Raw genomic sequence first — 25,299 nt, 5'->3', positions numbered from 1 at the left:
GCCCCCGGCCAGGCGACGGGAGGCTGGAGTAAAGTCTGAACCGACGAGTCCCATCGGGCGCTGCGGCCGGCTGTGCCGCAGCCGGAACCGGAAGGCCGCATGTGTTCTATTGGGTGATGAAGACCATCTTCATTGGGCCGGTCGTCCGGTTGCTGTTCCGGCCCTGGACCAAGGGCCTGGACAACATTCCTGCCACCGGCCCGGCCATCCTGGCCAGCAACCATCTGTCCTTCTCGGATTCGATCTTCCTGCCGCTGGCAGTACCCCGGCCGGTGGTCTTCCTGGCCAAGGCCGAGTACTTCACCGGCCGGGGGATCAAGGGCCGGCTCACCGCGGCGTTCTTCCGCCTGACCAACCAGCTGCCCATGGACCGCTCCGGCGGCGAAGCCTCGGCCAGCGCCCTGCTCGCCGGCGCGGACGTGCTGGCCGCCGGCGGGCTGCTGGGGATCTACCCTGAGGGTACCCGCAGCCCCGACGGCCGGCTCTACCGGGGCAAGACCGGCGTCGCCAAGCTGGCGCTGCGCGCGGGCGTGCCGGTGATCCCGGTGGCCATGATCGGTACCGACAAGGTGCAGCCGATCGGACGCCGGATCCCCAATATCCGCCGCGTGGGCACCATCATCGGCGCACCACTGGATTTTTCCCGATATCACGGCCTGGCCGACGACCGGTTCGTCCAGCGCGCCGTGGTGGACGAAATCATGTACGAGATCATGCGCCTCTCCGGCCAGGAGTATGTGGATGTCTACGCCGGCACTGTCAAGGCGGAACAGGCCGCCCACAAGGTCCACAAGGCCGGCAGGACCGGCAGGGAGCAGCGCGCGCGGGATGCCGTGCGCCTGGTCCCCGAACAGGCAGGGACGGCGCCGGCCGGGGCGGAAGCCGGGACCGAGCCGCCGGCCAAGGCCCCGGGGGCGATCACCGAGCCCGGCAGCAGCTCTGCGCCGCAGGACCGGCAGGGACCGGCCGGACGTTTATGACGGCGGCGCCCGGCAGCGTTACGGCTCCGGCCGGCGGGATCCGGCAGTGGTCTAGCATTAAGAGGTGACCGACCTGCCTGTAACCACAGCACCGACCGAACCGATCCCTTCCGCCGCAGACTATCCGGGTCTGGATGCCTGGCGCGGTCTGACGGCCGTGCAGCAGCCGACGTGGACGGACAGCGCCGTCTACCAGGCGTCGGTGGCCGAACTTTCGGCCCTGCCGCCGCTGGTCTTCGCCGGCGAGGTCGACGTGCTGCGGGAGCGGCTGGCCGCGGCCGCCCAGGGCAAGGCCTTCCTGCTCCAGGGCGGCGACTGCGCCGAGACCTTCGAAGGGGCCACGGCCGACAAGATCAGCGCCCGGGTACGCACCATCCTGCAGATGGCGGTGGTGCTGACCTACGGAGCCTCCCTGCCGGTGATCAAGATGGGCCGGATGGCCGGCCAGTTCGCCAAGCCCCGCTCCTCCAACGACGAAACGCGCAACGGCGTGACGCTGCCGGCCTACCGCGGCGACATGGTCAACGGCTTCGACTTCACGCCGGAATCCCGGGCCCACGACGCCTCCCGGATGGTCCGTGCGTACCACACCTCGGCGTCCACCCTGAACCTCATCCGCGCCTTCACGCAGGGCGGCTTCGCAGACCTGCGCCTGGTCCACCACTGGAACAAGGGCTTCATGGCCAACCCCGCGCACTCCCGCTACGAGTCCCTTGCGCGCGAGATCGACCGTGCAGTCAAGTTCATGGACGCCTGCGGGGCCGACTTCGATGCGCTCAAGCGGGTGGAGTTCTTTGCCAGCCACGAGGCCCTGGTGCTGGATTACGAACGGGCGCTGACCCGGATCGATTCGCGCACGGGCCTGCCGTACGGCACCTCCGGGCACTTCCTGTGGATCGGCGAGCGGACCCGCCAGCTGGACGGGGCCCATGTGGACTTCCTGTCCCGCGTGCGCAACCCGATCGGCGTCAAGCTTGGTCCGGGCAGCTCCGCCGATGACGCCCTGCGCCTGATCGAGAAGCTGGATCCGGAGCGCGAACCCGGCCGGCTGACCTTCATCACCCGGATGGGCGCGAAGAATATCCGGGAGAAGCTGCCGGCGCTGGTGGAGAAGGTCACCGCCAGCGGTGCCCAGGTCCTCTGGGTGACCGATCCGATGCACGGCAACACCGTGACCTCGCCCAACGGCTACAAGACCCGCAACTTCGACGACGTGATCGACGAGGTCCGGGGCTTCTTCGAGGTGCACAAGAGCCTGGGCACGTTCCCCGGCGGCCTGCACGTGGAGATGACCGGGGACGATGTCGCCGAATGCCTCGGCGGGTCCGACCCGATCGACCAGGAAGCGTTCCTGGACCGCTACGAATCCGTCTGCGACCCGCGGCTGAACCACATGCAGTCGCTGGAGATGGCGTTCCTGGTGGCCGGGGCCTTGGCGAAGAAGGGCGCGTAACCTCCTGGCCGGCTGGACTTCCGGCCGGCCGGCCGCCTGCCCCGGAGGGTGCTCAGAAGGGGAAGGGATCGGCCCGCAGGGTAATGGTGCTGCCCTCGGGCGCGGTCCCGCCGCCGGGCTCCTGGGAGCGGACGACGGCGTCGTCCCCGCCGAAGAAGAAGCCGTCGACGTCTACGTCGAAGCCGAGTTCCTCCAGGGTGCGCCGGGCATCGCGCAGCCGGTCGCCGACGACGTTCGGGACCTCGACCAGGCGCGGGCCCTGGGACAAGGTCAGGGTCACGGTGTCTCCGGGCACGACGGTGCCTTCGGCCGGGGACTGGGCAACGACGTCGCCGGCCTCGATCTCGGAGTCAAAGACCCGCTCGTCGGCGATCCGCACCTGCAGGCCGGCCTCCTGCAGCTCGGCGGTCGCGTCCTCGGCTGACCGGCCCGTCACATCGGGCACATCGAAGGGTTCCGGGCCGGCGGAGGCGGTCAGGTCGACGGCGCTGCCGCGGCGCAGCTGTTCGCCGGCAGCAGGGTCCTGGGCAATAATCTGTCCGGCCGGGGCGGTGTCGCTGTATTCCCTGCTGATTTGGCCGACGTCGAGGTTGGCATCTCGGAGCTCGGCCCGGGCTTCCTCTTCGGCCAGGCCGAGCAGTGCGGGCACATCGAAGAGCTCGGGTCCCTTGGAGATGATTAGGGTCACCGGCTGGAACCAGCGCACCTGGGCAGGCGGGGCCGGAATGGTCCCCACGGCCAGCCCGCGTGCGACCTCCTCGTCGAACACTTCGTTGAGCCGGAAGTCCAGCCCGCGCTCTTCCAGCAGGGTCTTCGCATCGGTGGCCGTCCTGCCGGCCACCTCGGGGACCGGGATCGGTGCCCCCGGGCCCATCCCGAAGAACCAGCCGGCCCCGGCCGCCAGCACGGCCAGCACGGCCAGCAGGACGATCCAGAGGATTCCCCGCCGGCGGCGGTTGCCCGGACGCAGGGCGACGGCCGGGCGCTGTGCCTGCCGGGCCCGGTCGCGTTCCCAGGCCCGTGCCTGCCGTTTGGTCAGGTCCGGCGGGGGCGCCGCCGGCGCCACAGCGGCGGGGGTGCGGGGTATCGCCGTCGTCCGCTGGTAGCTGGCGGCAATGACGGTGGTGCGGTTGGGATCCTCGCCGCCGTTTTCCGGCGCTGCGGGCGGTGCGGCTGCCAGCGGCACCGTGGCCGCCTGTCCGCCAGCTCCCTCCGTGCCCGCGGCGCGCGGTGCCGGCCCTGCCATCGCGGCCCGGAAGTCCAGCGCACGGTCGTCCAGGGTGGTGCGGATATGGCGCAGCTCGCCCAGCAGGTCCTGGGCGCTGTGCGGACGTTGTTCCGGATCCCGGGCCGTACACCACAGGACCAGTTCGTCCAGGTCCGCCGCCAGGCCGGGGACCAGGCTCGAGGGCGGAGGAACGGCGGAATTGACGTGCTGGTAGGCGATCTGGATCGGGGACTCGCCGGTGAAGGGCTGCCGGCCGGTGAGCATCTCGAAGAGCATGATTCCCACCGAATAGATGTCGCTGCGCGCATCGGCCGCGGCATTGGAGACCAGCTCCGGGGCAATGTAGGCGACTGTGCCGATCAACGTGGCGGTGCTTGAACTGACGGAGGCTGCGCGCGCGAGGCCGAAATCGCTGATCTTGATGCGGCCGTCCGCGGACATCAGCACGTTTTCCGGCTTCACGTCCCGGTGCACCAGTCCTGCCTGGTGGGCGGCAGCAAGTCCTTCCACCACCGGATCCAGCAGGGCCAGGGCCAGCCGGGGCGTCAGGGCGCCCTTTTCATTGAGCGTATCGCGCAGTGTGTGGCCGGGGATGTACTCCATGGCCAGGTAGGCCACGTCGGCGTCATAGCCCTGGTCGAGGACGCCGACGACGTGGGGGTGCGACAGCTTGGCCGCGGACTTGGCTTCGCGTTCGAAGCGCTCGAGGAAAAAACGGTCCGCGGCCAGGTGCGGGTACAGGATCTTCAGGGCCACCGGCCGGTCCAGGCGGGTATCCGTGGCCAGGTAGACGGTCGACATGCCGCCGCGGGCCAGCCGCGAGGCCACCAGGTAGCGCCCGTCCACGGTGGCGCCGACCAGCGGATCTGCTACATGTTCCTGCACTCTTCGATACTAAGCCGTAGCGGCCTACCTGAAGTTCTTCATGTGGGCCTTCACAGCCTTCACATAGGCCTTGGTGTCGTCGTACATGCCATGCGTGGTCACCGAGTACTGGCCCTGGTAGTAGGAGGCGATGGCGATGTCCAGCGTGTCGCTGGTGCGGACCAGCGAGCGGATGATGGCAACGCCGGCGGCAGCGTTGTCATGCGGGTCCAGCAGGTTCAGCTTGCGCCCGACCAGCTCCGAGGCCCAGACACCCGAGGAGGGGATCACCTGCATGGCGCCGATCGCGTTGGCGGGGGAGACGGCGGTCTGCTGGAAGCCGGATTCCTGGTAGGCGAAGGCCAGGGCCAGGGCCGGGTCCACTCCCATGGCGACCGCCGTGTCCCGGATGATCTGCTTCATCTGCGACTGGTCCGGCTGCGGGGTGGACAGCAGCAGGGCTTTGTTCTTGTTTGCGTCGGCCACCACTTCGTCCGGGTAGGTGTAGTGCAGGAAGGTGTTCGGCACCAGCGGCTCGATGGTCGAGGAGGAAACATCCGTCGTCGCACCGCTGCCGGCCACCTTCAGCTGCTGGCCCGGGTAGATGATTGAGGACGCGGTCAGGCCGTTGGCCGCGAGCAGCTTGCTCAGACCGATGCCCAGACGTTCGGCGATGCCGGAGAGGGTGTCGCCGGCCTTGACCGTATAGCTGCCGGCGGCACCGGAGGTTGCGGCCGCGGCCGGTGCCTTGGCCGTGCCGGCGACCTTGAGCTTCTGGCCCGGGTAGATGATCGAGGTGGCCTTCAGCCCGTTGGCCGAGAGCAGCCGGGCCAGGGTGGTGCCGGGGCGGGCGGCGATGCCGGAGAGGGTGTCGCCGGCCTTGACCGTGTACGTCGAGGCCGCGGATGTCCTGGCCGGGGAGCCGGCCGGTGCCTTGGCCGTGCCGGCGACCTTGAGCTTCTGGCCCGGGTAGATGGTCGAGGTGGCCTTCAGCCTGTTGGCCGAGAGCAGCCGGGCCAGGGTGGTGCCGGGGCGGGCGGCGATGCCGGAGAGGGTGTCGCCGGCCTGGACCGTGTAGCTGCCGGAGGTCCGGGTGATCCTGGCAGTGCTCCCGGCGGCTGCCGGGGACGACTTGGCGGCGCCGGTGAGCCGGATCTTCTGCCCGGGGTAGATGGTCGAGGTGGCCTTCAGTCCGTTGGCCGAGAGCAGCTTGGCCAGGGTGATGCCGTAGCGCGAGGCGATCCCGGAAAGGGTGTCGCCGGCCTTGACCGTGTACATGGAAACGGCGGCGGAGGACCTGACCGCGGTCTGCGCGGCGCGGCCGGCGGTGCCGGGGAGCTTCAGCTTCTGGCCCGGATGGATGATCGAGGTGCTGCGCAGGCCGTTGAGGCTGAGGACCTTGGAGGTGCTCAGCCCGTAGCGGGCCGCGATCGCACTGACGGTGTCACCGGCGCGCACCACGTAGCTGGCGGGAACCTGGGCCGGACGGAGCATGGACGGCAGCTGTACGGCGACCTGGCCGGCGGGGACCACACGGGTTGGCAGGGAAGCGGCCGCGCCGTCGGCCAGCCGCGGCAGCAGGGACGCGCGGGGCGCCTGCTCGGCCGCCTGCGCAGGCAGCGCCAAGGCCGCGGAGGACAGGACGACGGCGGGAATGGCGGCGGTGGCGGCGGCGGAAAGGAACATCCTGGACGGCTGGCCGCTGGCCTCCGTCTGGGTGCCGAGCGGACTGATGGACGGTCGCTGGTCAGACATCGATGGTTCCTCACAATGGTCGGCGGCGTGTGCCGGGCCGGTGGGCTGGTACCGGACGGTGCGTGTGCTCCTGGGCGTCCCCGTTGTCGTTGCTGATGTTTCCGGTGTTATTGCTGTGACAACTGTGACTGTAGTGAATCTACACTATCGCCACATAACACAAAAGGTCGGGCGGGGGATCCAGTGGAGGCCGCGGCGTGTCGGCCGGGTGAATGGCTGCCGGTGCCCGGCCCGTGGCACGCTTGTTAAGTGAGTGAACTTGAAGAACTGATTACCGACTGGCTCCCCATCCCGGACGTTGCCGAACGGCTGGGACTGCCCTTGAAGAAAGTCCACAGCCTGATCGACGACCGTACCCTCGTCGCCGCCCGGGTGGGGGAGGGGAACATCCGCTGCGTTCCCGCGGAATTCCTGGTCGAGGACCATGTCCTGGAAAGCCTTAAAGGGACCATTGCCGTGCTGACGGATGCGGGCTTCAACGACGAGGAGATCCTCCGCTGGCTCTATACAGCCGACGAATCGCTTCCCGGACGTCCGATCGACGCCCTGCGCGAAGGCCGCAAGACCGAGATCCGGCGCCGGGCACAGGCCCTGGCCTGGTAACCGCGGGGCGGGGGCTGAACGCTAGGAATTCCGGCGGACGGCGGCGTCGGCGAGGGTGCGCAGGGCGCCTGAGACCTCGGGGCTGACCGCCAGCTGCTCCAGGTGGCCGTAGGCGGCCGAGGTCAGGTCCGCGATCATCCGCTCCGCTGCTGCCAAGGCTCCGGAGCGGATGATCAGGGCACGCAATTCCTCGATCGTCGAGTCCTCGATCAGCGGCGAGCCCAGATGCTCCTCGAGGTAGCGGCGTTCGGCCTTGGAGCAGTTGTTCAGGGTGTGGCCGATCAGCACCGTGCGCTTGCCTTCCCGCAGGTCGTCCCCGGCCGGCTTGCCGGTAGCTGCCGGATCCCCGAAGACCCCGAGCACGTCGTCGCGGATCTGGAACGCTTCCCCGAGAGGCAAGGCGAAGTCGGCGTAGGACTGCAGCAGCTGGCGGCTGCCGCCGGCCAGCGCACCGCCCAGACACAGCGGGTGCACCGTCGAGTACTTGGCGGACTTGAAGCGCAGGATCTGCAGGGCCCGCTCCACTGCGGTGCCTGCCGGCCGGGACGGGCCTGCCGCTTCCTCCAGGACGTCCAGGTACTGTCCGGCCATGACTTCGGTGCGCATCTGGTTGAAGATGCGCCGTGCCTCGCTGCCGCTGCCGGCCCCGGCATCGATGGAGCTGAAGGCTTCCTCGCTCAGCGACAAACACAGGTCCCCGGTCAGCAGTGCCGCGGCCAGGCCGTAACGGTCCGCGGCCAGCGACCAGCCCCGGCTGCGGTGCAGGCTTTCGAACTGCCGGTGCACGCTCGGCTTGCCGCGGCGGGTGTCCGACCGGTCAATGATGTCGTCATGGATCAGGGCGGCCGCCTGGAACAGCTCCAGGGCCACGCCGGCCCGGACGGCTTCCGGGGCGGCTTCACTGCCGCCGGCGCCGCGCCAGCCCCAGTAAGCCAGCAATGCCCGCAGCCGCTTGCCGCCTTCGGTCAGGTCGGCAATGGCATCAACCAGCGCAGCAGCATCCGGTGCCGCCGCCAGCAGTTCCCGGCGCTTGAGGTCCAGGAAGCTGCCCAGTCCGTCGGCGACGGCCTGGCGGTAGACCGCCTGCTCGGCCACGGTGCCGGCTGCGGGCAGGGGGCGAAGATGGTTCATCCGGCCAGTTTAGCGGCCGAGGGTCCCGCCGCGAGCTTGCGGGCGGGGGGAGGCCGCTGAACGTTAGCGGCCTAGGGTCCCGCCGCGAGCTTGCGGGCGGGGGGAGCCGGCAGCGGGGGCGGCCGGATGACGGTGGCGGGACCTACCATTGGGGGGGTGGGCAATGAACCGGCGGGCCAGAAGCAGGACGGCTCCGCGAACTGCAACATCATGCACGTGGACATGGACGCCTTCTTCGTGTCCGTGGAACTGCTGCAGCGGCCGGACCTGCGCGGCAGATGCGTCATCGTGGGGTCCGCATCCGGCCGGTCCGTGGTGCTGTCGGCCTCCTACGAGGCCCGCCGCTACGGGGTGCGCTCGGCGATGCCGATGGCCCGGGCACTGCGCCTGTGCCCGCAGGCGGTGGTCATCGAACCGAGCCAGGCAAAATACCGGGAGGTGTCGGCCCGGGTCATGCAGATCTTCAGGGACGTCACGCCCCAGGTGGAACAGCTCAGCGTGGACGAGGCCTTCCTGGACATCTCGGGATCCCGGCGCCGGCTGGGACCGCCGCTGCAGATCGGGGAGCTGATCCGCAGGACCATCCGGGATGAACTGGGAATCACCGCCACCGTCGGGATCGCCGCCAGCAAGTTCGTCGCGAAGATCGCCTCCACCCAGGCCAAGCCGGACGGCCTGCTGCTGGTGCCTGAGGACGACACCGTCCGGTTCCTCCATGCGCTGCCCGTCGGCGCGCTGTGGGGCGTAGGGGAGAAAACCCGGGAGATACTGGCCCGGCTGGGTATCCGCACGATCGCGGACCTGGCCCATACGCCGCCACCGGTGCTGCACAAGCTGCTGGGCGCGGCGGGGGACCAGGTCCACCAGCTGGCGTGGGGCATCGACGGCCGGCAGGTCACGCCCGAACGGGCCGGAAAGAGCATCGGCGCCGAGGAGACCTTCGAGGACGATGTGGACGGCACCGACCAGCTGCGGCGCGAGCTGCTGCGCCTGGCCCACCGGACTGCCGCCCGGCTGCGCGGTTCCGGGCAGCAATGCAGGACAGTGGCCCTGAAGCTGCGCTATGCGGACTTCACCACTATTAATAGATCGCGCCGGCTTCCGGAGCCGGCCGACAGTGCCCGGGAACTTTATGCGGCCGCGGTGCACCTGCTGGAGGCACTGGGCCCGCGGCCCCAGCCGGTCCGGCTGGTCGGGCTCCGGGCCGAGCAGCTCGAACCCTCCGGCGGCGGCCGGCAGCTCTCCTTCGACGGCAGCGAAGACCACTGGCGCAGCGCGGAGCAGGCCCTGGATCAGGTGAACCGGAAATTCGGCGGCGCACAGGTGGTGCCGGCAGCGCTTCTGGGCACTCCCCAGCGGCGGCCAAAGCCCGGTCTGCCGCGGCAGTAGCGGCCGCGCCAGCTTTCAGTTAGGCGCCTGGCAATCTATCCTTAGTGGTAAGGAAATACAGGTGTGCGGGAGGTTCCTGGAACTCTTCGCCCGCGGAGTTCGTTGAGCCGGTAGATGGCTCACGCAAGGGAATAACTCGTAGGGAATAAGGAGGCTCTGATGCCACTCTCAGAGCATGAACAGCGGTTGCTGGAGCAGCTGGAGCAGCAGCTGCATGCTGACGACCCGAAGTTTGCCAGCCACATGGAGGCTGCGGGCAGCAGGTCCCTTTCCACGCGGCACATCGTGGTCGGGTCACTGGTGGCCGTGGCAGGCATCCTTGTTCTGCTCATCGGGATCTGGAACCAGATTATTGCCGTCGGCGTCCTGGGCTTTGTGATCATGGGTGCCGGTGTCTACTGGGCCACCACCCGGCGGCCTTCCCGCGGCCAGGGCTCCGGTGCGCGCCGGACGTCCCAGTCCAAGGGCGGCTTCATGTCCGGCCTCGAGGACCGCTGGGACCAGCGCCGCAACGGCGAGGACCGCTGACCTTTCCCTCCCGAGCCTCCGCCGCGGAATGGACGCCGCGCGGAGTCCCTCCGCCTGCCAGGCCGGACGGCTACGACGGCGGCTTGACGTCCCGGAAGACCCGCACCTGCGGGTCTTCCGGCGTTTAACGACCGAAATCCCTCCACTTCGCTCCACCCCGGCGTGTCCGCCTTTCTTCCCTGTGCCGGCGCGGAATTCCCTGGTCCCGGAGGTGCGACACGCCCAGCAGTGGGGAGTGTGTCGTGTTGACCGGGGTAGTTGGTGGAGTAAAGTGGAGGACATCAGAGGGTAGTGGTGGACGTAGGGGGTCGACGGTCTCCTTTTGAGTCGGCAAGGCGGTGGGGATGTTCCTTGGAACGCACTCTCCGCGGCTCGACGAGAAGGGCCGCCTGATTCTTCCTGCCAAATTCCGTGAGGAACTGGCCGACGGCCTCGTGCTGACACGGGGCCAGGAACGTTGCATCTACGTCTTCAGCCAGAAGGAATTTGAACGGGTCCACGAGCAGATGCGGCAGGCGCCAATTTCGTCGCGGCAGGCTCGTGACTACATTCGGATCTTTCTGTCCGGGGCCTCTGATGAAATCCCTGACAAGCAGGGCCGGGTAACGATTCCGCCCGCGCTGCGTGCTTATGCAGGGCTGGACCGGGAACTGGCAGTGATCGGCGCGGGCACCCGCGCGGAGATCTGGGACGCCACGGCCTGGAATGCGTACCTGGAGGAGAAGGAAGCTGCCTTCTCCGAAACGGACGAAGAGGCTATACCCGGAATCTTCTGACCGCGGGCAGCCGGCCACAAGCCGGGGAACTCAGTCGGAAAACATAGTTGGACAGTGCGGGATTCTTGAATGAGATCTCCAGCCGCCCGGCGGTACCGTCCTGGCTCACCTTCCCCGGAGCCAGGCCGGTCGCACCAGGCGCGGATGGGGGTCTGGTCCAAGAATCCGCATGCTTAAAGGACTGATGAAGACCAAGCAGGACTGACGATGTGAGCGGCGGCCGGCACCGGCCGGCGGTAGAGGCAGCATGCCGGAGAGGACCAGACGCGGATGAGCGAGGAACGCCCCACCGCGGAACGGCATGTTCCGGTGCTGCGCGAGCGCTGCGTCAACCTGCTGGCCCCCTCCATCGAGCGCGCCGCCGAAGCGTCCGGCCGGGCCGTCGTCGTCGATGCGACCCTTGGCATGGGCGGCCACTCCGAAGCCATGCTCCGGCGCTTTCCGCGGCTGCACCTGATCGGCATCGACCGTGACGAGCAGGCCCTGGCCCTGGCCGGCGAACGGCTGGCGGAATTCCGCGACCGCACGGACCTGGTCCATGCGGTCTACGACCAGATCGGCGAGGTCCTGGCGGATCTGGGCGTGGAGGCGGTCGACGGCGCCCTGTTCGACCTGGGCGTCTCCTCGCTCCAGCTGGACGAGCGTGAGCGCGGCTTTGCCTATTCCTACGATGCGCCGCTGGATATGCGCATGGACACCAGCCGCGGGATGACCGCCGCCGACGTGGTCAACGGCTACAGCCAGGAGGAACTGGCCCGGATCATCAGGATGTGGGGCGAGGAGAAGTTCGCCGGGCGGATCGCCGCAGCCATCGTGGCTGCCCGGCAGGCCGAGGCATTCGCCACCACCGGGCAGCTCGTGGAGACGATCCGCAAGGTCGTGCCGGCGGCGGCTGCCAGGACCGGCGGGCATCCGGCCAAGCGGACCTTCCAGGCCCTGCGGATCGAAGTCAACGAAGAGCTCCACGTGCTCGAACGGGCCATCCCGGCGACCATGGAAGCCCTCGCACTGGGGGGCCGGATAGTGGTGATGTCCTACCACTCGCTGGAGGACAAGATCGTCAAGGGCTTCTTCGCCACCGGTTCCCGCTCCTCCGCACCGCCGGGCTTCCCGGTCGAGCTGGACGAGCACAAGGCCCAGTTCAAACGTCTAACCAAGGGCACCGAGGTGCCCACCGAGGAAGAAATCAGGGAAAATCCGCGGGCGGCGTCGGCCAGGCTGCGGGCAGTGGAACGGATACGGAACAGGAGCGCCTCATGAGTGCAGCAGCGATGAACGCCAGGGGCGGCCGCCAGCCTGCGGTCGTGGGCAGCAGCGCCCCGGCGCTGGCCGGCCCCCGGCAGCGCGGCAGCGTTGCTCCGGAATCTTCGCCGCGGCGCACCCCGCTGTCGCTGGTGGCCACCGCCCCGGCGCGCCGGCGGGTTCCGTTCGCCCTGTTCTGCTTTGCCGTGCTGGTCGCCGCACTCGGCTGCGTGCTGATGCTCAACATCTCCGTGTCCGGGGCCCAGTACGAGATCGTCGAGCTGCGCGGCCGGCAGGTCAGCCTCGAGCAGCAGAACGAGAAGCTGACCCAGCAGCTGGAAAACAACCGCGCCCCCCAGAATCTGGCGGCCGAGGCGGCCAAGCTGGGCATGGTGGCCTCGCCCTCGGTCGGCTCCATCGACCTGGAGACCATGAAGGTCGTCGGCCAGCCCGAGGCCGCCGCGGCCGGAACCTCGCCAGACGGGCTGGTAGCCCGCCCGGAGGTGCCGGGACAGGCGCCGGCCCGGACGGACCAGGACCGGGCCGCGGCGGCTGCCAAGGAGAAGGCAGCCAAGGAGAAGGCAGCCAAAGCCAAGCAGGCCAAGGAAGCGGCCGAGGCGGCCAGGGCCAGGCAGCAGCAGGGGGCACCGTCGTCGTCCGCCCGGACCGGCAGCGAACGCAAGTTCACCGAAGCCGAGCTGAACGGCGGCACCATCCCGGCGCCGCAGCAGCGGGGCGGACAGTAGGCAGGCAGCAGGTACAGGCAGGGAACGCATAGGACCGAACGTGGCAAAAGCGCAGGACGCAGGCCGGGACCGCAGATCGACGGTCATGGCCGCCAGGGTGCGGACCGGCCTGGTCCTGGTGCTGCTGGCCCTGGTGGTGCTCGGAGGCAGGCTCTTCCAGCTGCAGGGCCTGGACACCGCCGGCATGGCCCAGGCTGCGGTGGAGAAGCGGCTGCGGACCACCGAGATCCCTGCCCTCCGCGGGGAGATCCTGGACGCAAACAACAATGTGCTGGCCCGCAGTGTGCAGCGTTTCGACATCGTGGTGGACCAGCGCCTGGTCAAGGACTACACCCGGTTCAACCCGAAGACCAAGCAGCCCGAGGACGTCAGGATCACCGACGCCATCGCCCGGCTCGCGGAGGTGCTCGGCCAGGAAACGGACACCGTCGCCGATGCGGTGCTCGGTGACCGCCCGTTCAACTATGTGGCCAAGGCGGTGACCCCGGAGGTGAAGAACCGGGTGGAGCGGCTGTCCTTTCCAGGGCTGCAGGCCCGGGAGACCACCATCCGCAACTACCCGAACGGCGAGGTGGCCGGCTCGGTCATCGGCTTCCTGGGCTCGGACGGCAACCCGCTGGCCGGCATCGAGGCCACCCAGGACGAGGTCCTGTCCGGGACGCCGGGCGAGCGTACCTATGAGATCGGTGCGGACGGCATCCGGATTCCGGTGGCGACCAATGAGGAGGTTCCGGCCGAGGACGGCCGGAACGTCAAGCTGACGCTGAACACGGACGTGCAGTGGTTCGCCCAGGAAACCATCGCCGAACAGGTCAGGGACTACGGGGCCGAGTACGGCACGATCGTGGTCGTCAATGCCAGGACCGGCGACATTATCGCCATGGCGGAGTCCACCACCCCGGACCCGAACGACCCCGGGGCCACGCCGGTGGAACAGCGCCAGCCGTTCTCCGTCACCAAGGCGTTCGAGCCCGGCTCGACCACCAAGATGATCACCATGGCCGCGGCGATCGAAGAAGGCATCACCACCCCGACCACCCGGTACACCATTCCGCCCAGCTACTCGGTCAACGGCCAGCGGTTCACCGACGCGGTGCCCCACGGGACGGTGCAGCGCACGACGGCGGGCATCTTCGCCAAGTCCATGAACACCGGCACGGTGATGATCGGCCAGCACCTGACCCGGCAGCAGCGCTATGACTACCTGCGCAAGTTCGGCATCGGCGAGCTCTACGACATCGGCCTGACCGGCATGACCTCCGGCCTGCTGGCCAAGCCCGGGCAGTGGGACGGCCGGCAGGAATATACCGTCCTGTTCGGCCAGGGCCTGGCCCAGACCGCCCTGCATACGGCCATGGCCTACGCGGCCATCGCCAACGACGGCGTGCGGATGCAGCCTCGGCTGATCGACAGCTACGTGGACCCGGACGGCACCGAGCACAAGCTGCCGCGCGAAAAGGGCGTCAAGGTGGTCTCGAAGAAGACCGCCGGCCAGGTCCAGGACCTGCTGGAGACCGTCTCCACCCAGGGCGGCGGCCTGCCCGGTAAAGTGGAGGATTACCGGGTTGGCGTCAAGACCGGCACCGCCGAGGCGCCCTCGGACGACGGCGGCTTCAGCGGCTACACCATTTCGATGGCGGGAATAGCGCCCATGGAGGACCCCGAGTTCGTGGTCGTGGCCACCATCCAGCGGCCGAAGGGCGGGGTCTTCTCGCTGACGGCCGGCCCGCCGTTCAAGAAGGTCATGGGCCAGGTGCTCAGCACCTACAACGTGCCGCCGTCGACCACCAAGCCGGTGAAGCTGCCGCTCGAGTAGTCCCTGCCGCCGGCAGCAGCGACGTACAGCAACCAAGATGAAACCGGAGAAGTTCTTGCCCTCGACCACCCCGTCCCGCCGGTCCGCCCCGCCCATGCGCCCCGAGGTGGTCCGCCCCCTGCCCCTGGGCCGGCTCAACGCCGTGCTGCAACAGCTGGGCCTGCCGCCGATGGTGCCGGCCCCGGGCGCCGCGGTGGACTGGGAGCTCACCGTGACCGGCCTGTCCATCGACTCGCGCGCCGTGGAGCCGGGAGACCTGTACGTGGCGCTGCCCGGGGCCAGGGCCCACGGGGCACAGTTCGCCGCCGTGGCCGCCGCGGCCGGAGCGGCGGCCATGCTGACCGACGAGGACGGCGCCCGGCTGGCCGCCGCCCAGGACCTCGGCGGGCTGCCGGTGCTGCTGGCCCGGAACCTGCGGGCACTGGTGGGGCCGCTGTCCGCCGCCGTCTTCGACAGCCAGCCCGGCCAGGGGCCGCGGCCGGTGCTCTTCGGGGTGACCGGCACCAACGGCAAGACCACCACCACGTACTTCGTCAACTCCCTGCTGCGTGCCCTCGGACGCACCACCGGACTGATCGGCACCATCGAGATCCTGGCCGGCGGGGAGCCGGTCCCCAGCGCGCTGACCACTCCGGAGTCCCCTCAGGTGCACGGCATCCTGGCCCTGATGCGCGAGCGCGGGCTGGACGCGGCGGCGATGGAGGTTTCCTCGCACGCCGTCTCCTACCGCCGGGTGGACGGGGTGGTCTACGATGTGGCGGGCTTCACGAACCTGACCCAGGATCATCTGGACCTGCACGGCAGCATGGACGAGTACTTCGAGACCAAGGCGGAGCTGTTCACCCCCGCCCGGGCGCGGCGGGCCGTGGTCTGCGTCGACGATGCCTGGGGCCGGACGCTGGCCGCCCGGCTCGACGAGGGCGGCGCCGTGCCGGTACTGACCTTGAGCACGGCGGCACAGCCGGCCACCGGGCCGGAAACAGCGGACTGGAGCGTGCAGGCGCTGGTCCGCGACGGGCTCGGGCACCGCTTCGAGCTGCACGGGCCGGAGGGGGCGCGGCTGCGGCTGCGCACCGGCCTGCCCGGTACCTTCAATGTGGCCAATGCCGCCCTGGCCGCCGTGATGGTCCTGGCCTCCGGGGTGGAGCCGCGGGTGCTGCAGCAGGCCTGCGACGCGCACGACCCGTTCACCATCGAGGTGCCCGGCAGGATGCAGCTGGTCGGCAGGCGGCCGGCAGCGATCGTGGACTTCGCGCACAACCCCGATGCCCTCGAACGCACCATCTCCTCCGTGCGGACGCCGGGCACCGACGCCCGGGTGATCGTGGTCTTCGGGGCCACCGGGGAGCGCGACGCCGGCAAGCGCCCGCTGATGGGCGCCATTGCCGCGCGGCTGGCCGACGTCGTCGTCGTCACCGACGACGACCCGCACGGCGAGGACCCGGCGGCGATCCGCCGCGAGGTGATGGCCGGCGCCCTGGCCGCCCGGCAGCAGGAGCAGCTGGCCACCGAGATCCTGGAAGTCTTCCCGCGGGCCGCGGCGATCGAGCGCGCCGTCGCCCTGGCCGGTCCGGCGGACACCGTGCTGGTGGCCGGCCGCGGCCACGAAGTGTGGCAGGACGTCAACGGCGAGAACCTCGCGTTCGATGACCGGGTGGAGCTGCGCGAGGCCCTGCGGCGGCACGGATTCGAAGTGGCCGAGGGCGACACGGTAAAGTCCTGACTCGACATGATAGAACTTTCTGCAGCCGAAATTGCCGCCATTACGGGCGGAAAAGCCTTGGGAGAGACGGCCGGCGGTGCGGCAGCCGCCTCAGTCTGCGTGACAAGCGCCACTACCGACTCGCGCGAGGTCCGTCCCGGGGCGCTGTTCGTCGCCAAGCCGGGGGAATACGCGGACGGCCACCTGTTCGTGCCCCGGGCCTTCGAGGCCGGCGCCGTGCTGGCGCTGACCGAACGCGAAATCCGCGACGACGCCGGCCGGCTCCTGCCGCAGGTCGTGGTGCCGGATTCCGTCCTGGCCATGGGCGCCCTTGCTGCCGCGGTCGTGGCCCGGCTGCGGGCCGGGAGCGGGCTCCAGGTGGTGGGCATCACCGGCAGCGCCGGCAAGACCACCACCAAGGACCTGCTGGCCGGCATCCTGACCCAGGTGGCCCCCACGGTGGCCCCGGTGGGCTCCTACAACGGCGAGGTCGGCGTGCCGCTGACGGTGTTCGAGACCGACTATTCCACCCGCTACCTGGTGGCCGAAATGGGAGCCACCGGCATCGGTCACATCGAGTACCTGGCGCAGATGGTCAAGCCGGAGGTCGGCGTCGTGCTCGGCGTCGGCACTGCGCACGCCGGCGAATTCGGCGGCGTGGACAACATCGCCCGGGCCAAGGGCGAACTGGTCGAGGCGCTCGATGCGGCCGGCACCGCCGTGCTCAATGCCGACGACGCGCGGGTGCGCGCCATGGCGGCGCGGACCTCCGCGGCCGTCCTCTACTTCACTGCCGACGAAGGCTTCGAGCCCGCAGACGCCGGCGCCCGCGTGCTGCGCGCCGCCGGTGTCCGCACGGCCGCCGGCGGCCACCCTGAGTTCACCCTGCACTTCCCGGACGGCTCCGCCGAACACATCGTGTCCGGCCTGATCGGCAGCCACCACGTGGCGAACCTGCTTGCCGCGGCGGCAGCGGCCTGGGCCCTGGGCATCGACGCGAAGATGATCGCTGCCGGCCTCCGGGGGCGCGGCCCGGCCAGCCGCTGGCGGATGGAGCGCACCGAGCGGCCGGACGGGGTCACGGTGATCAACGATGCCTACAATGCCAACCCCGAGTCCATGCGGGCCGCGCTGCGCACGCTGGCCGAGCTGGGCCGGGGACGGCGCACCTGGGCGGTCCTGGGCGAGATGCTCGAACTGGGGGAGGACTCCGTCCAGGAGCACGACGCCCTCGGCCGGATCGCGGTGCGGCTGAACATTTCGCGGCTGGTCGTGGTCGGCGCCGGAGCCAAGGCAATGCACAACGCGGCAGTGCTGGAAGGGTCCTGGGGTGAGGAATCGATGTATGTCGACACCCCGGAGGAAGCCTACGACGTGCTGGCGGAGCAGCTGCGGCCGGGGGACCTGGTCCTCTTCAAGTCCTCCAACGGCGCCGGCCTGCGGTTCCTGGGTGACCGGATCGCCGCGGCTGCCGGCGGTGCCGGGGAAGGCGGGCCGGCATGATTTCCCTGCTGATCGGTTCCGCGCTCGCGCTGGTGCTGTCCCTGCTCGGCACGCCGCTGTTCATCCGGCTGCTGGTCAGCCGGGGCTACGGCCAGTTCATCCGCGACGACGGACCCACCGCCCACCACACCAAGCGCGGCACGCCCACCATGGGCGGGGCGGTGATTGTCGGCTCGGTGCTCGCGGCGTACCTGCTCACCCACCTGGTGCTCTGGCTGGCCGACGGCAGCCACACGGGGCCGACGATCTCCGGCGGAGTCCTGCTGCTGCTGACCGGGGGCATGGGTTTGGTGGGATTCCTGGACGACTTCATCAAGATCTCCCGCCAGCGCAGCCTGGGACTGCGGGCCCGCAGCAAGGTCATCCTGCAGGGCCTCGTCGGCACGCTGTTCGCCGTGCTGGCGCTGAACTTCCCGAACGCGCTCGGGCGCACGCCGGCGTCCATGAACATCTCGCTGGTGCGGGACATCCCCTGGCTGAACCTGGCCTTCGCCGGCACCCTGGTGGGCACCCTTCTGTTCATTGTCTGGTCCAACCTGATCGTCACCGCCGCGACCAACGGCGTCAACCTCACCGACGGTCTGGACGGGCTGGCGGCGGGGGCAGCGGTGATGGTCTTCGGCGCCTACATGCTCATGGGCATCTGGCAGTTCAACCAGAGCTGCGGCTCGGTCAAGGTCACCGGCGAGGTCTGCTACGAGGTCCGCGACCCGATGGACCTGGCGCTGCTCTCCAGCGCCATGGTCGGGGCCCTGATCGGCTTCCTGTGGTGGAACACTTCGCCGGCGAAGATCTTCATGGGAGACACCGGCTCGCTGGCCCTCGGCGGCGCCATTGCCGGCCTGGCGATCCTGTCCCGGACCCAGCTGCTGCTGGTGATCCTGGCCGGGCTGTTCGTGATCATCACGATGTCCGTCATCATCCAGGTGGTCTTCTTCCGGCTCACCGGCGGAAAGCGGGTGTTCAAGATGGCCCCGCTGCAGCACCATTTCGAGCTCAAGGGCTGGGCCGAGGTCACGGTGGTGGTCCGCTTCTGGATCATCGCCGGGCTGTGCGTGGCCGGCGCCCTGGGCATCTTCTACGCCGAATGGGTGGTCGGGCTATGACCGGGACAAACAGCGGCCGGCTTCAGGCGCTTGACAGCTGGGACGCCGACTGGGCCGGGCTGCGGGTGGTCGTCACCGGCATCGGGCTCTCCGGCTTCTCCGCCGCGGACACCCTGATCGAACTGGGCGCGCACGTGGTGCTGGTGGACGCCGTCGAGTCCGAGCAGACCCTGGCCAAGGCCGATACGCTCCGGATCGTCGGGATCAGGGACGTGCTGCTGGGCGAGGAGCACACCCGCACGCTGCCGCTGGTCGGCGGCCAGCCGCCGGAACTGGTGGTGACCTCGCCCGGGTGGAGCCCAAGGCATCCGCTGCTGGCGGCGGCTGCACAGGCAGGCATCCCCATCTGGGGGGATGTGGAGCTGGCCTGGCGGGTGCGCCGGCGCGCCGGCCGGCGGACCGCCGAGTGGCTGACGATCACCGGCACCAACGGCAAGACCACCACGGTGGGGCTGGTCGAATCCATGCTGCAGGCCGCCGGCCTGCGGGCCATCGCCGCCGGCAACGTGGGCACCCCGATCCTGGACGCGGTGCGCGACCCGGTGGGCTACGACGTGATTGCCGTGGAGCTCTCCAGCTTCCAGCTGCACTGGTCTTCCTCGCTCTCCCCGCTGGCCAGCGTCTGCCTGAACGTGGCCCCGGACCATGTGGACTGGCACGGTTCCTTCGGGCAGTACCTGGCGGACAAGGCCAAGGTCTACGCCAACACCCAGATCGCCTGCATCTACAACGCCGAGCAGCGCGAGACCGAAGCGATGGTGGAGGAGGCCGACGTCGTCGAAGGCTGCCGTGCGGTCGGGTTCACCACCGGGATTCCGGCGGTGAGCATGCTCGGCGTGGTCGACGACCTCCTGGTGGACCGCGCCTTCATCGAGAACCGCCGGACGTCGGCCGCCGAACTGGCCGCGCTCAGCGATTTGGGCGACGTCGTCCCCCGCCACCTGGTCGCCAATGCCCTGGCGGCCGCCGGGCTCGTGCGGGCCTACGGCATCGAACCCGGGGCGGTGCGGGCCGGGATCCGCAACTTCAAGCACGGTGCCCACCGGATCCAGCAGGTGGCCGTCATCGGCGGCGTGCGCTGGATCAACGACTCCAAGGCGACCAACCCGCACGCCGCGGCGGCGTCGCTGAGCGCCTACGATCCGGTGGTCTGGATCGCCGGAGGGCTGTCCAAGGGCGTGAACTATGACGTGCTGGTCACCGAGCATGCCACCCGGCTCCGGGCGGTCGTGCTGATCGGCCTCGACAGCTCGGACCTGCAGGGTTCGCTGCGGCGACACGCCCCGGATGTGCCGGTCATCAGCGTGCCGCCGGGAGACACTGAAGAAGGACAGCTTCCTGGCGGGGAGGTCATGGCTGCGGCCGTGGCCGCAGCGGCCGGGATCGCCGTCGCAGGCGACACCGTGCTGATGGCCCCGGCTTCCGCGTCCATGGACCAGTTCCCCTCCTACGCCCACCGGGGCGACGCCTTCATCGCGGCGGTCCGCCGGCTTCAGGAAGGACAGGAGCAGACCGCAGAGGAGCACTAGGTAAGTGAGCAGCCAGGGGTCCCCGCGCGCCAGGCGTGCGGGGGAGGCAGCGAACGGCAGCCAGGGGTCCGCGCGCGCCGAGAGTGCCGCGGAGCGGCTGAAGCGGTTCGTGGAATTCGTGGACGGCACCGGCAGGGAGCCCTCCGGCCTGAGTTACTACCTGATCCTGGGCACCGCGCTGGCGCTGACCGCCATCGGCCTGCTGATGGTGCTCTCCTCCTCCGCGGTCGAATCCATCGCCGAGGGTGAATCGCCCTTCGGACTGTTCCTGAAGCAGGGCATCTTCGCCGTGGTCGGCGTGGTGCTGATGCTGGTGCTGTCCCGGTTTTCCGTGGCCCGGTTCAAGGCGCTGGCCTGGCCGGCACTCGGACTGTCCCTGCTGCTGCTGTTGCTGGTCTTCACCCCGCTGGGCATCGACGTCAACGGCAACCGCAACTGGATCCAGCTGGGCCCGGGGATGACCGGGCAGCCGTCGGAGGCGGCAAAGCTGGGCCTGAGCCTGTGGATGGCCAACGTGCTGGTCCGCAAGGCGCACCTGCTGCACCAGTTCAAGCACGTGCTGGTGCCGGTCGGCGCCGTCGCCGGGCTGGTGGTCCTGCTGGTGATGGCCGGAAACGACCTGGGCACCACCATGATCATCCTGCTGATCGTGGCCGGGGCGCTGTTCATTGCCGGTGTGCCGATGAAGTTCTTCGCCATGGCCGGCGGGGCGGTCGCCGCGGTGGTGCTGCTGCTGGCGCTGACCAACTCGAACCGGCTCGGCCGCATCACGGTGTGGCTGGACCAAAGCTGCGAGGACACCACCGGCCTGAACATGCAGTCCTGCAACGGCCTCTTCGCCCTGGCCTCCGGCGGCTGGTGGGGAGTGGGCCTGGGCCAGAGCCGGCAGAAGTACAGCTGGATCCCGGAGGCGCACAACGACTACATCTTCGCGATCATCGGGGAGGAGCTGGGCCTGCTCGGCACGTTCGTGGTGCTCGCCCTGTTCGGCATCCTGGCCATCGCCCTGGTGCGCACCGTGCTGCGCCAGCCGGACCCGTTCGTGCGGATCCTGGCCGGGGCCATCATGGTGTGGATCATCGGCCAGGCGTTCGTGAACATCGGCGTGGTCACCGGACTGCTGCCGGTGATCGGCGTGCCGCTGCCGTTCATTTCCTACGGCGGTTCGGCGCTGACCATCACGCTCGCGGCGGTCGGTGTACTGTTGTCCTTTGCCCGGCCCGCCCGCAAGACCGCCAGGGCCTGACCTGAGCAACGACCGAAGGTGCATCAGCAAGAGATGAAGAACCAGAACCTGTCAGTGGTGCTCGCCGGCGGCGGTACCGCCGGCCACATCAGCCCCCTGCTGGCCATCGCCCGGGCCATCCGTGCCGGGGCGCCGGAAGCGGAAATCCTGGCCGTCGGGACCGCCGCCGGGATGGAGACACGCCTGGTACCGGCCGCCGGCTTCGACCTGGCCACCATCGAGCGGGTGCCGATGCCGCGCAGGCCGTCCCTGGACCTGCTGAAGCTGCCGCTGCGGCTGGCCGCCGCGGTCCGGCAGGCCGGACGGATCCTCGACGAAGCCGGCGCGGACGTCGTCGTCGGCGTCGGCGGCTATGTGAGCACGCCGATCTACCTGGCCGCGCGCCGGCGCGGCGTGCCGCTGGTGGTCCACGAGGCCAACGCCCGCCCGGGACTGGCCAACCGGATCGGTGCCCGGCTGACCAGCCATGTGGGAACCGCCTTCCGGAACACCCCGCTGCCCAATGCCCGCTGGGTGGGGATGCCGATGCGCCGGGAGATCGCCCGGCTGGACCGTCCGGCGGCCCGGGAGGAGGCCCGTGCCCGGCTCGGCTTCGAGCCCGGCCGGCCGGCGCTGGTCGTCACGGGAGGCTCCTCCGGGGCCGCCAGCATCAACCGCACCATCGCCTCGGCGCTGCCTGCCCTGGCCGCCGCCGGCATCCAGGTGCTGCACATTACCGGCCGCGGCAAGGTGCAGCTGGATGGATCCGGGGCGCCGCTCGCCGCTCCCGGTTACCGCCAGGTGGAGTACGTGGACGGCATGGAGGATGTCTATGCCGCGGCCGACGTGCTGCTGGCGCGCGCCGGGGCAGCCACGGTGTGCGAGGTGGCGGCGGTGGGTGTGCCGGCCGTGCTGGTGCCCTTGCCGCACGGCAACGGCGAGCAGGCCCTGAACGCCGCCAGCCTGGTGGAGGCGCACGCCGCCGTGCTCGTGGCGGACCGGGACTTCACGCCCGAATGGGCGGTCCGGGAGCTGGTGCCGCTGCTGCAGGACTCCGGCCGGCTGGCGGCCATGGAGGCCGCCGCCCGTTCCCTGGGCATCCGCGATGCGGACGAGCGCATGGCCGCGATGGTCTTCGAAGCCGCCGGCTACCGGACCGGGAACGGCGGCGCCGGGAGCGGCGGCACCGGGAACAGCAGCGCCGGAAAGGACACCGATGAAATCCGCTGACTTCCACACGACCGACCGGCTGCGTCTGGAGGACCTGGGGCGGGTGCATTTCATCGGCCTCGGCGGCGCCGGCATGTCCGCCGTCGCCCGGATCCTGCTGGCCCGCGGGGTTCCGGTGTCCGGCTCCGATGCCAAGGATTCGAAGGTCCTCGAACAGCTGCGCGGCCTGGGGGCGGTGGTCCATGTCGGCCATGACGCGGCGAACGTGGCCGGTGCCGACACCGTGGTGGTGTCCACTGCGATCCGGCCCGGGAATCCGGAACTGCAGGCGGCCGCCGCCGCCGGCCTGGCCATCGTGCACCGGTCGGTGGCGCTGGCCGCGTCCATGGGGACCCAGGAGCTGGTCGCCGTCGCCGGCACCCACGGCAAGACGACGACGTCGTCGATGACCGCCGTCATGCTCCGCCATGCCGGGCTGGATCCGTCCTTCGCCATTGGCGGGGACGTCGCGGCCCTGGGCGTGAACGCGGCCTGCGGCGCCGGCCGCTGGTTCGTGGCCGAGGCCGATGAATCCGACGGCTCCTTCCTGAACTACCGGCCGCGTATCGCCGTGGTCACCAACGTGGAGGCGGACCACCTGGACCACTACGGCACCGCCGAGGCCGTGCACGAGGCCTTCGGCCGGTTCGCCGCGCTGCTGCCGGCCGACGGCGTGCTGGTGGCGTGCGTGGATGATCCGGGGGCCCGCGCCCTGGCCGGACGCGTGGCTGCCGCGGCAGGCGGTCCGCGGGTCGTCGGCTACGGCTACGGCCCGGAGGCCGACGTGCGCATCACCGGCGGCGGCTTCTCCGCCACCTCGAGCACCAGCACGCTGGGCTACCCCGGCGGCGAGCAGCTGCTGCGGCTGCAGGTGCCGGGCGAGCACAACGTGCGCAATGCCGCGGCGGCCTTCGCCGCCGCGCTCAGCCTGGGCCTGGATGCGGCAGCGGCAGCCGCTGGCCTGGCGGAGTTCACCGGCGCCGCACGGCGCTTCGAGGCCAAGGGGCAGGGCCGCGGCGTGCGGGTCTTCGACGACTACGCCCACCATCCCACCGAGGTGGCCGCAGCCCTGCGGGCCGCCCGGGACGTGGCGGGCACCGCCGGAGTCCATGTGCTGTTCCAGCCGCACCTGTACTCGCGCACCCGCCAGTTCGCGGCCGAATTCGCCGAGGCGCTGTCCCTGGCCGATTCCGCGACCGTGCTGGAGATCTACGCGGCGCGCGAGGATCCGGTCCCCGGGGTGACCAGCGAGCTGATCGCCGGGCAGCTGCAGGTGCCCGGCGGCTATGAGCCCGATCCGCGCAGGGCTGTCGAGGCCGTGGCCCGGCGGGCCAGGCCCGGGGACATCATCCTGACTGTCGGCGCGGGCGACGTGACGCAGTACGGGCCGCAGATCGTCACCGCCCTGCAGGCAGGTGCCGCCGCGGAGCATCCGTGACCGGCCGCAAGCCGCGCCGTCCGGCCGCGGTGCCTGCCGGCGGGACTCCCCAAACCGGTGCGCCGAAGACCGGTGCATCCACCTCCGGTGCTGCCCCGCCCGGCCCCGCCAAGGCCGACCCAGCCAAGGCCAATGCCGCAAAAGCCAATCCTGCCAAGGCCAACCCTGCCAGGGTCCAGGTGCTGCGGGAGGAAACCGCCGGCCCCCGCGCAGCCGCCGGACCGACGGTACTGCGCTTTCCGGAGCCCGCGCGGCGCAGGGTCCGGCGGCGCCTGTGGATGGGCACGGCCGCCGTGCTGGTGCTGGCGGCCGCCGCCGTGGGCGTGCTGGTCTTCTCCCCGCTGCTGGCGGTGAAGTCCATCACGGTGCAGGGCACCTCGCTGGTGCCGTCGGCGAAGGTCGACGAACTGCTGGCGCCGCTGGCGGGCACGCCGCTGCCGCAGGTGACCGAGTCCGAGGTGCGTTCCCTGCTGTCCGGGCTGCCGGCAGTGGCGGATGTCAAGGTCGAAGCCCGTCCGCCGTCGGAGCTGGCGGTCCGGATCACCGAACGGGTGCCGGTGGCGGTCCTGCGCAGTGGCAAGCGCTACGCCCTGATCGATGCCGAAGGCCGCCGGCTGACCAGCGTGAAGTCCCGGGAGGCCGTGAAGCTGCCGCTGATCGACGCGGCCAAGGCCAAGAAGGACCCGGAGGTCTTCAAAACCATCGCCGCCGTGCTCGGGGCACTGCCGCAGAAGGTGCTGGCACGGCTGGACCATGCCTCGGCGAAATCCGTGGACTCGGTCCAGCTCGAACTCAAGGACGGCACCTCCGTGCTGTGGGGGAATGCGGGGGAGCGGGTGCTGAAGGCCAAGGTGCTTGAGGCGCTGCTGAACGCGGATCCCGAGGTGCCCATCCAGGTCTACGACGTGAGCACTCCGACCCGCCCGGTGACCCGGTGACGGTCCAGCGGCGGGGGCTATGGAAATATCCGCAACTTCATCCGACACGCGGAGCCGGTAATTGCATGAGGCCGGGCTTGCGCCTAGCGTCTCGGATTAGAAGTTACTTGACATAACTTTAACCCTCAAGCTGAAGGT

The 25,299-nt window shown here is 70.0% G+C and carries 20 protein-coding genes; 17 read left to right on the top strand and 3 right to left on the bottom strand.

Translation table 11 applies throughout. The annotated features are described in order from the left end of the window. Positions 1–101 precede the first annotated feature (101 nt). Both HGG74_RS10465 and HGG74_RS10460 read left to right on the top strand, forming a co-directional pair. Complete coding sequence (locus HGG74_RS10465) at positions 102–980, top strand: lysophospholipid acyltransferase family protein (RefSeq protein WP_168486296.1); 879 nt, start codon at positions 102–104, stop codon at positions 978–980. Positions 981–1,044: 64 nt separating this feature from the next. Beyond that, positions 1,045–2,433: a class II 3-deoxy-7-phosphoheptulonate synthase gene (locus tag HGG74_RS10460; protein WP_168486295.1), complete on the top strand. Its 1,389-nt coding sequence runs from the start codon at positions 1,045–1,047 to the stop codon at positions 2,431–2,433. A 52-nt stretch (positions 2,434–2,485) separates the two neighbouring features. Here HGG74_RS10460 and pknB read toward each other — a convergent pair whose 3' ends face one another. Beyond that, complete coding sequence (gene pknB, locus HGG74_RS10455; RefSeq protein ID WP_168486294.1) at positions 2,486–4,546, bottom strand: Stk1 family PASTA domain-containing Ser/Thr kinase; 2,061 nt, start codon at positions 4,544–4,546, stop codon at positions 2,486–2,488. A gap of 24 nt (positions 4,547–4,570) precedes the next feature. Further along, positions 4,571–5,803 carry a LysM peptidoglycan-binding domain-containing protein gene (locus tag HGG74_RS10450; protein WP_246262825.1) on the bottom strand — a complete coding sequence of 411 codons (1,233 nt, stop codon included), beginning with the start codon at positions 5,801–5,803 and terminating at the stop codon, positions 4,571–4,573. A gap of 726 nt (positions 5,804–6,529) precedes the next feature. On the opposite strand from HGG74_RS10450, the gene HGG74_RS10445 reads away from it, so the two are divergent. Further along, on the top strand, positions 6,530–6,883 hold the full coding sequence (locus HGG74_RS10445; RefSeq protein ID WP_168486292.1) for an Rv2175c family DNA-binding protein: 354 nt from the start codon (positions 6,530–6,532) through the stop codon (positions 6,881–6,883). A gap of 21 nt (positions 6,884–6,904) precedes the next feature. Here the strand turns inward: HGG74_RS10445 and HGG74_RS10440 are convergent, their stop codons facing one another. Beyond that, positions 6,905–8,014 carry a polyprenyl synthetase family protein gene (locus tag HGG74_RS10440; protein WP_168486291.1) on the bottom strand — a complete coding sequence of 370 codons (1,110 nt, stop codon included), beginning with the start codon at positions 8,012–8,014 and terminating at the stop codon, positions 6,905–6,907. A 126-nt stretch (positions 8,015–8,140) separates the two neighbouring features. Here HGG74_RS10440 and dinB point away from each other — a divergent pair, with 126 nt between their 5' ends. The 14 genes from dinB (at position 8,141) to HGG74_RS10370 (ending at position 25,161) form a co-directional block, all read left to right on the top strand. Next, a complete protein-coding gene (dinB, locus tag HGG74_RS10435) occupies positions 8,141–9,403 on the top strand; it encodes a DNA polymerase IV (RefSeq protein ID WP_376766132.1) in 1,263 nt (420 codons plus the stop codon). Between the two features lie 159 nt (positions 9,404–9,562). After that, entirely contained in the window at positions 9,563–9,931 is a 369-nt protein-coding gene (locus tag HGG74_RS10430; protein ID WP_168486290.1) for an SCO2097 family morphological protein, read from the top strand. A gap of 344 nt (positions 9,932–10,275) precedes the next feature. Beyond that, positions 10,276–10,707: a division/cell wall cluster transcriptional repressor MraZ gene (gene mraZ, locus HGG74_RS10425; RefSeq protein ID WP_168486289.1), complete on the top strand. Its 432-nt coding sequence runs from the start codon at positions 10,276–10,278 to the stop codon at positions 10,705–10,707. Between the two features lie 270 nt (positions 10,708–10,977). Then, the gene (gene rsmH, locus HGG74_RS10420) at positions 10,978–11,967 is read left to right on the top strand and encodes a 16S rRNA (cytosine(1402)-N(4))-methyltransferase RsmH (protein ID WP_168486288.1); all 990 of its coding nucleotides are present in this window, start codon (positions 10,978–10,980) and stop codon (positions 11,965–11,967) included. Next, the gene (ftsL, locus tag HGG74_RS10415) at positions 11,964–12,695 is read left to right on the top strand and encodes a cell division protein FtsL (RefSeq protein WP_246262814.1); all 732 of its coding nucleotides are present in this window, start codon (positions 11,964–11,966) and stop codon (positions 12,693–12,695) included. The genes rsmH and ftsL overlap by 4 nt, the downstream gene beginning before the upstream one ends. Before the next feature lie 40 nt (positions 12,696–12,735). Beyond that, entirely contained in the window at positions 12,736–14,511 is a 1,776-nt protein-coding gene (locus HGG74_RS10410) for a peptidoglycan D,D-transpeptidase FtsI family protein (RefSeq protein WP_312856813.1), read from the top strand. A gap of 37 nt (positions 14,512–14,548) precedes the next feature. Then, entirely contained in the window at positions 14,549–16,234 is a 1,686-nt protein-coding gene (locus tag HGG74_RS10405) for a UDP-N-acetylmuramoyl-L-alanyl-D-glutamate--2,6-diaminopimelate ligase (RefSeq protein WP_168486287.1), read from the top strand. A 6-nt stretch (positions 16,235–16,240) separates the two neighbouring features. Continuing rightward, entirely contained in the window at positions 16,241–17,716 is a 1,476-nt protein-coding gene (locus HGG74_RS10400) for a UDP-N-acetylmuramoyl-tripeptide--D-alanyl-D-alanine ligase (protein ID WP_168486286.1), read from the top strand. Continuing rightward, on the top strand, positions 17,713–18,822 hold the full coding sequence (mraY, locus tag HGG74_RS10395) for a phospho-N-acetylmuramoyl-pentapeptide-transferase (protein WP_168486285.1): 1,110 nt from the start codon (positions 17,713–17,715) through the stop codon (positions 18,820–18,822). The genes HGG74_RS10400 and mraY overlap by 4 nt, the downstream gene beginning before the upstream one ends. Next, on the top strand, positions 18,819–20,351 hold the full coding sequence (gene murD / locus HGG74_RS10390) for a UDP-N-acetylmuramoyl-L-alanine--D-glutamate ligase (protein WP_246262813.1): 1,533 nt from the start codon (positions 18,819–18,821) through the stop codon (positions 20,349–20,351). Before mraY ends, murD begins: the two co-directional genes overlap by 4 nt. Positions 20,352–20,355: 4 nt before the next feature. After that, positions 20,356–21,597: a putative lipid II flippase FtsW gene (gene ftsW / locus HGG74_RS10385; RefSeq protein WP_168486283.1), complete on the top strand. Its 1,242-nt coding sequence runs from the start codon at positions 20,356–20,358 to the stop codon at positions 21,595–21,597. Positions 21,598–21,630: 33 nt separating this feature from the next. Then, positions 21,631–22,806, top strand: coding sequence for an undecaprenyldiphospho-muramoylpentapeptide beta-N-acetylglucosaminyltransferase (murG, locus tag HGG74_RS10380; RefSeq protein ID WP_168486282.1), 1,176 nt, complete (start codon positions 21,631–21,633; stop codon positions 22,804–22,806). Continuing rightward, entirely contained in the window at positions 22,793–24,223 is a 1,431-nt protein-coding gene (gene murC / locus HGG74_RS10375; RefSeq protein ID WP_168486281.1) for a UDP-N-acetylmuramate--L-alanine ligase, read from the top strand. Before murG ends, murC begins: the two co-directional genes overlap by 14 nt. After that, positions 24,220–25,161: a cell division protein FtsQ/DivIB gene (locus HGG74_RS10370; RefSeq protein WP_168486280.1), complete on the top strand. Its 942-nt coding sequence runs from the start codon at positions 24,220–24,222 to the stop codon at positions 25,159–25,161. Before murC ends, HGG74_RS10370 begins: the two co-directional genes overlap by 4 nt. The last annotated feature ends 138 nt before the right edge of the window (positions 25,162–25,299 follow it).

The organism is Arthrobacter mobilis, assembly GCF_012395835.1.
GTDB classification, from domain to species: Bacteria; Actinomycetota; Actinomycetes; order Actinomycetales; family Micrococcaceae; genus Crystallibacter; species Crystallibacter mobilis.
This window is presented reverse-complemented; position numbering and strand designations above follow the sequence as displayed.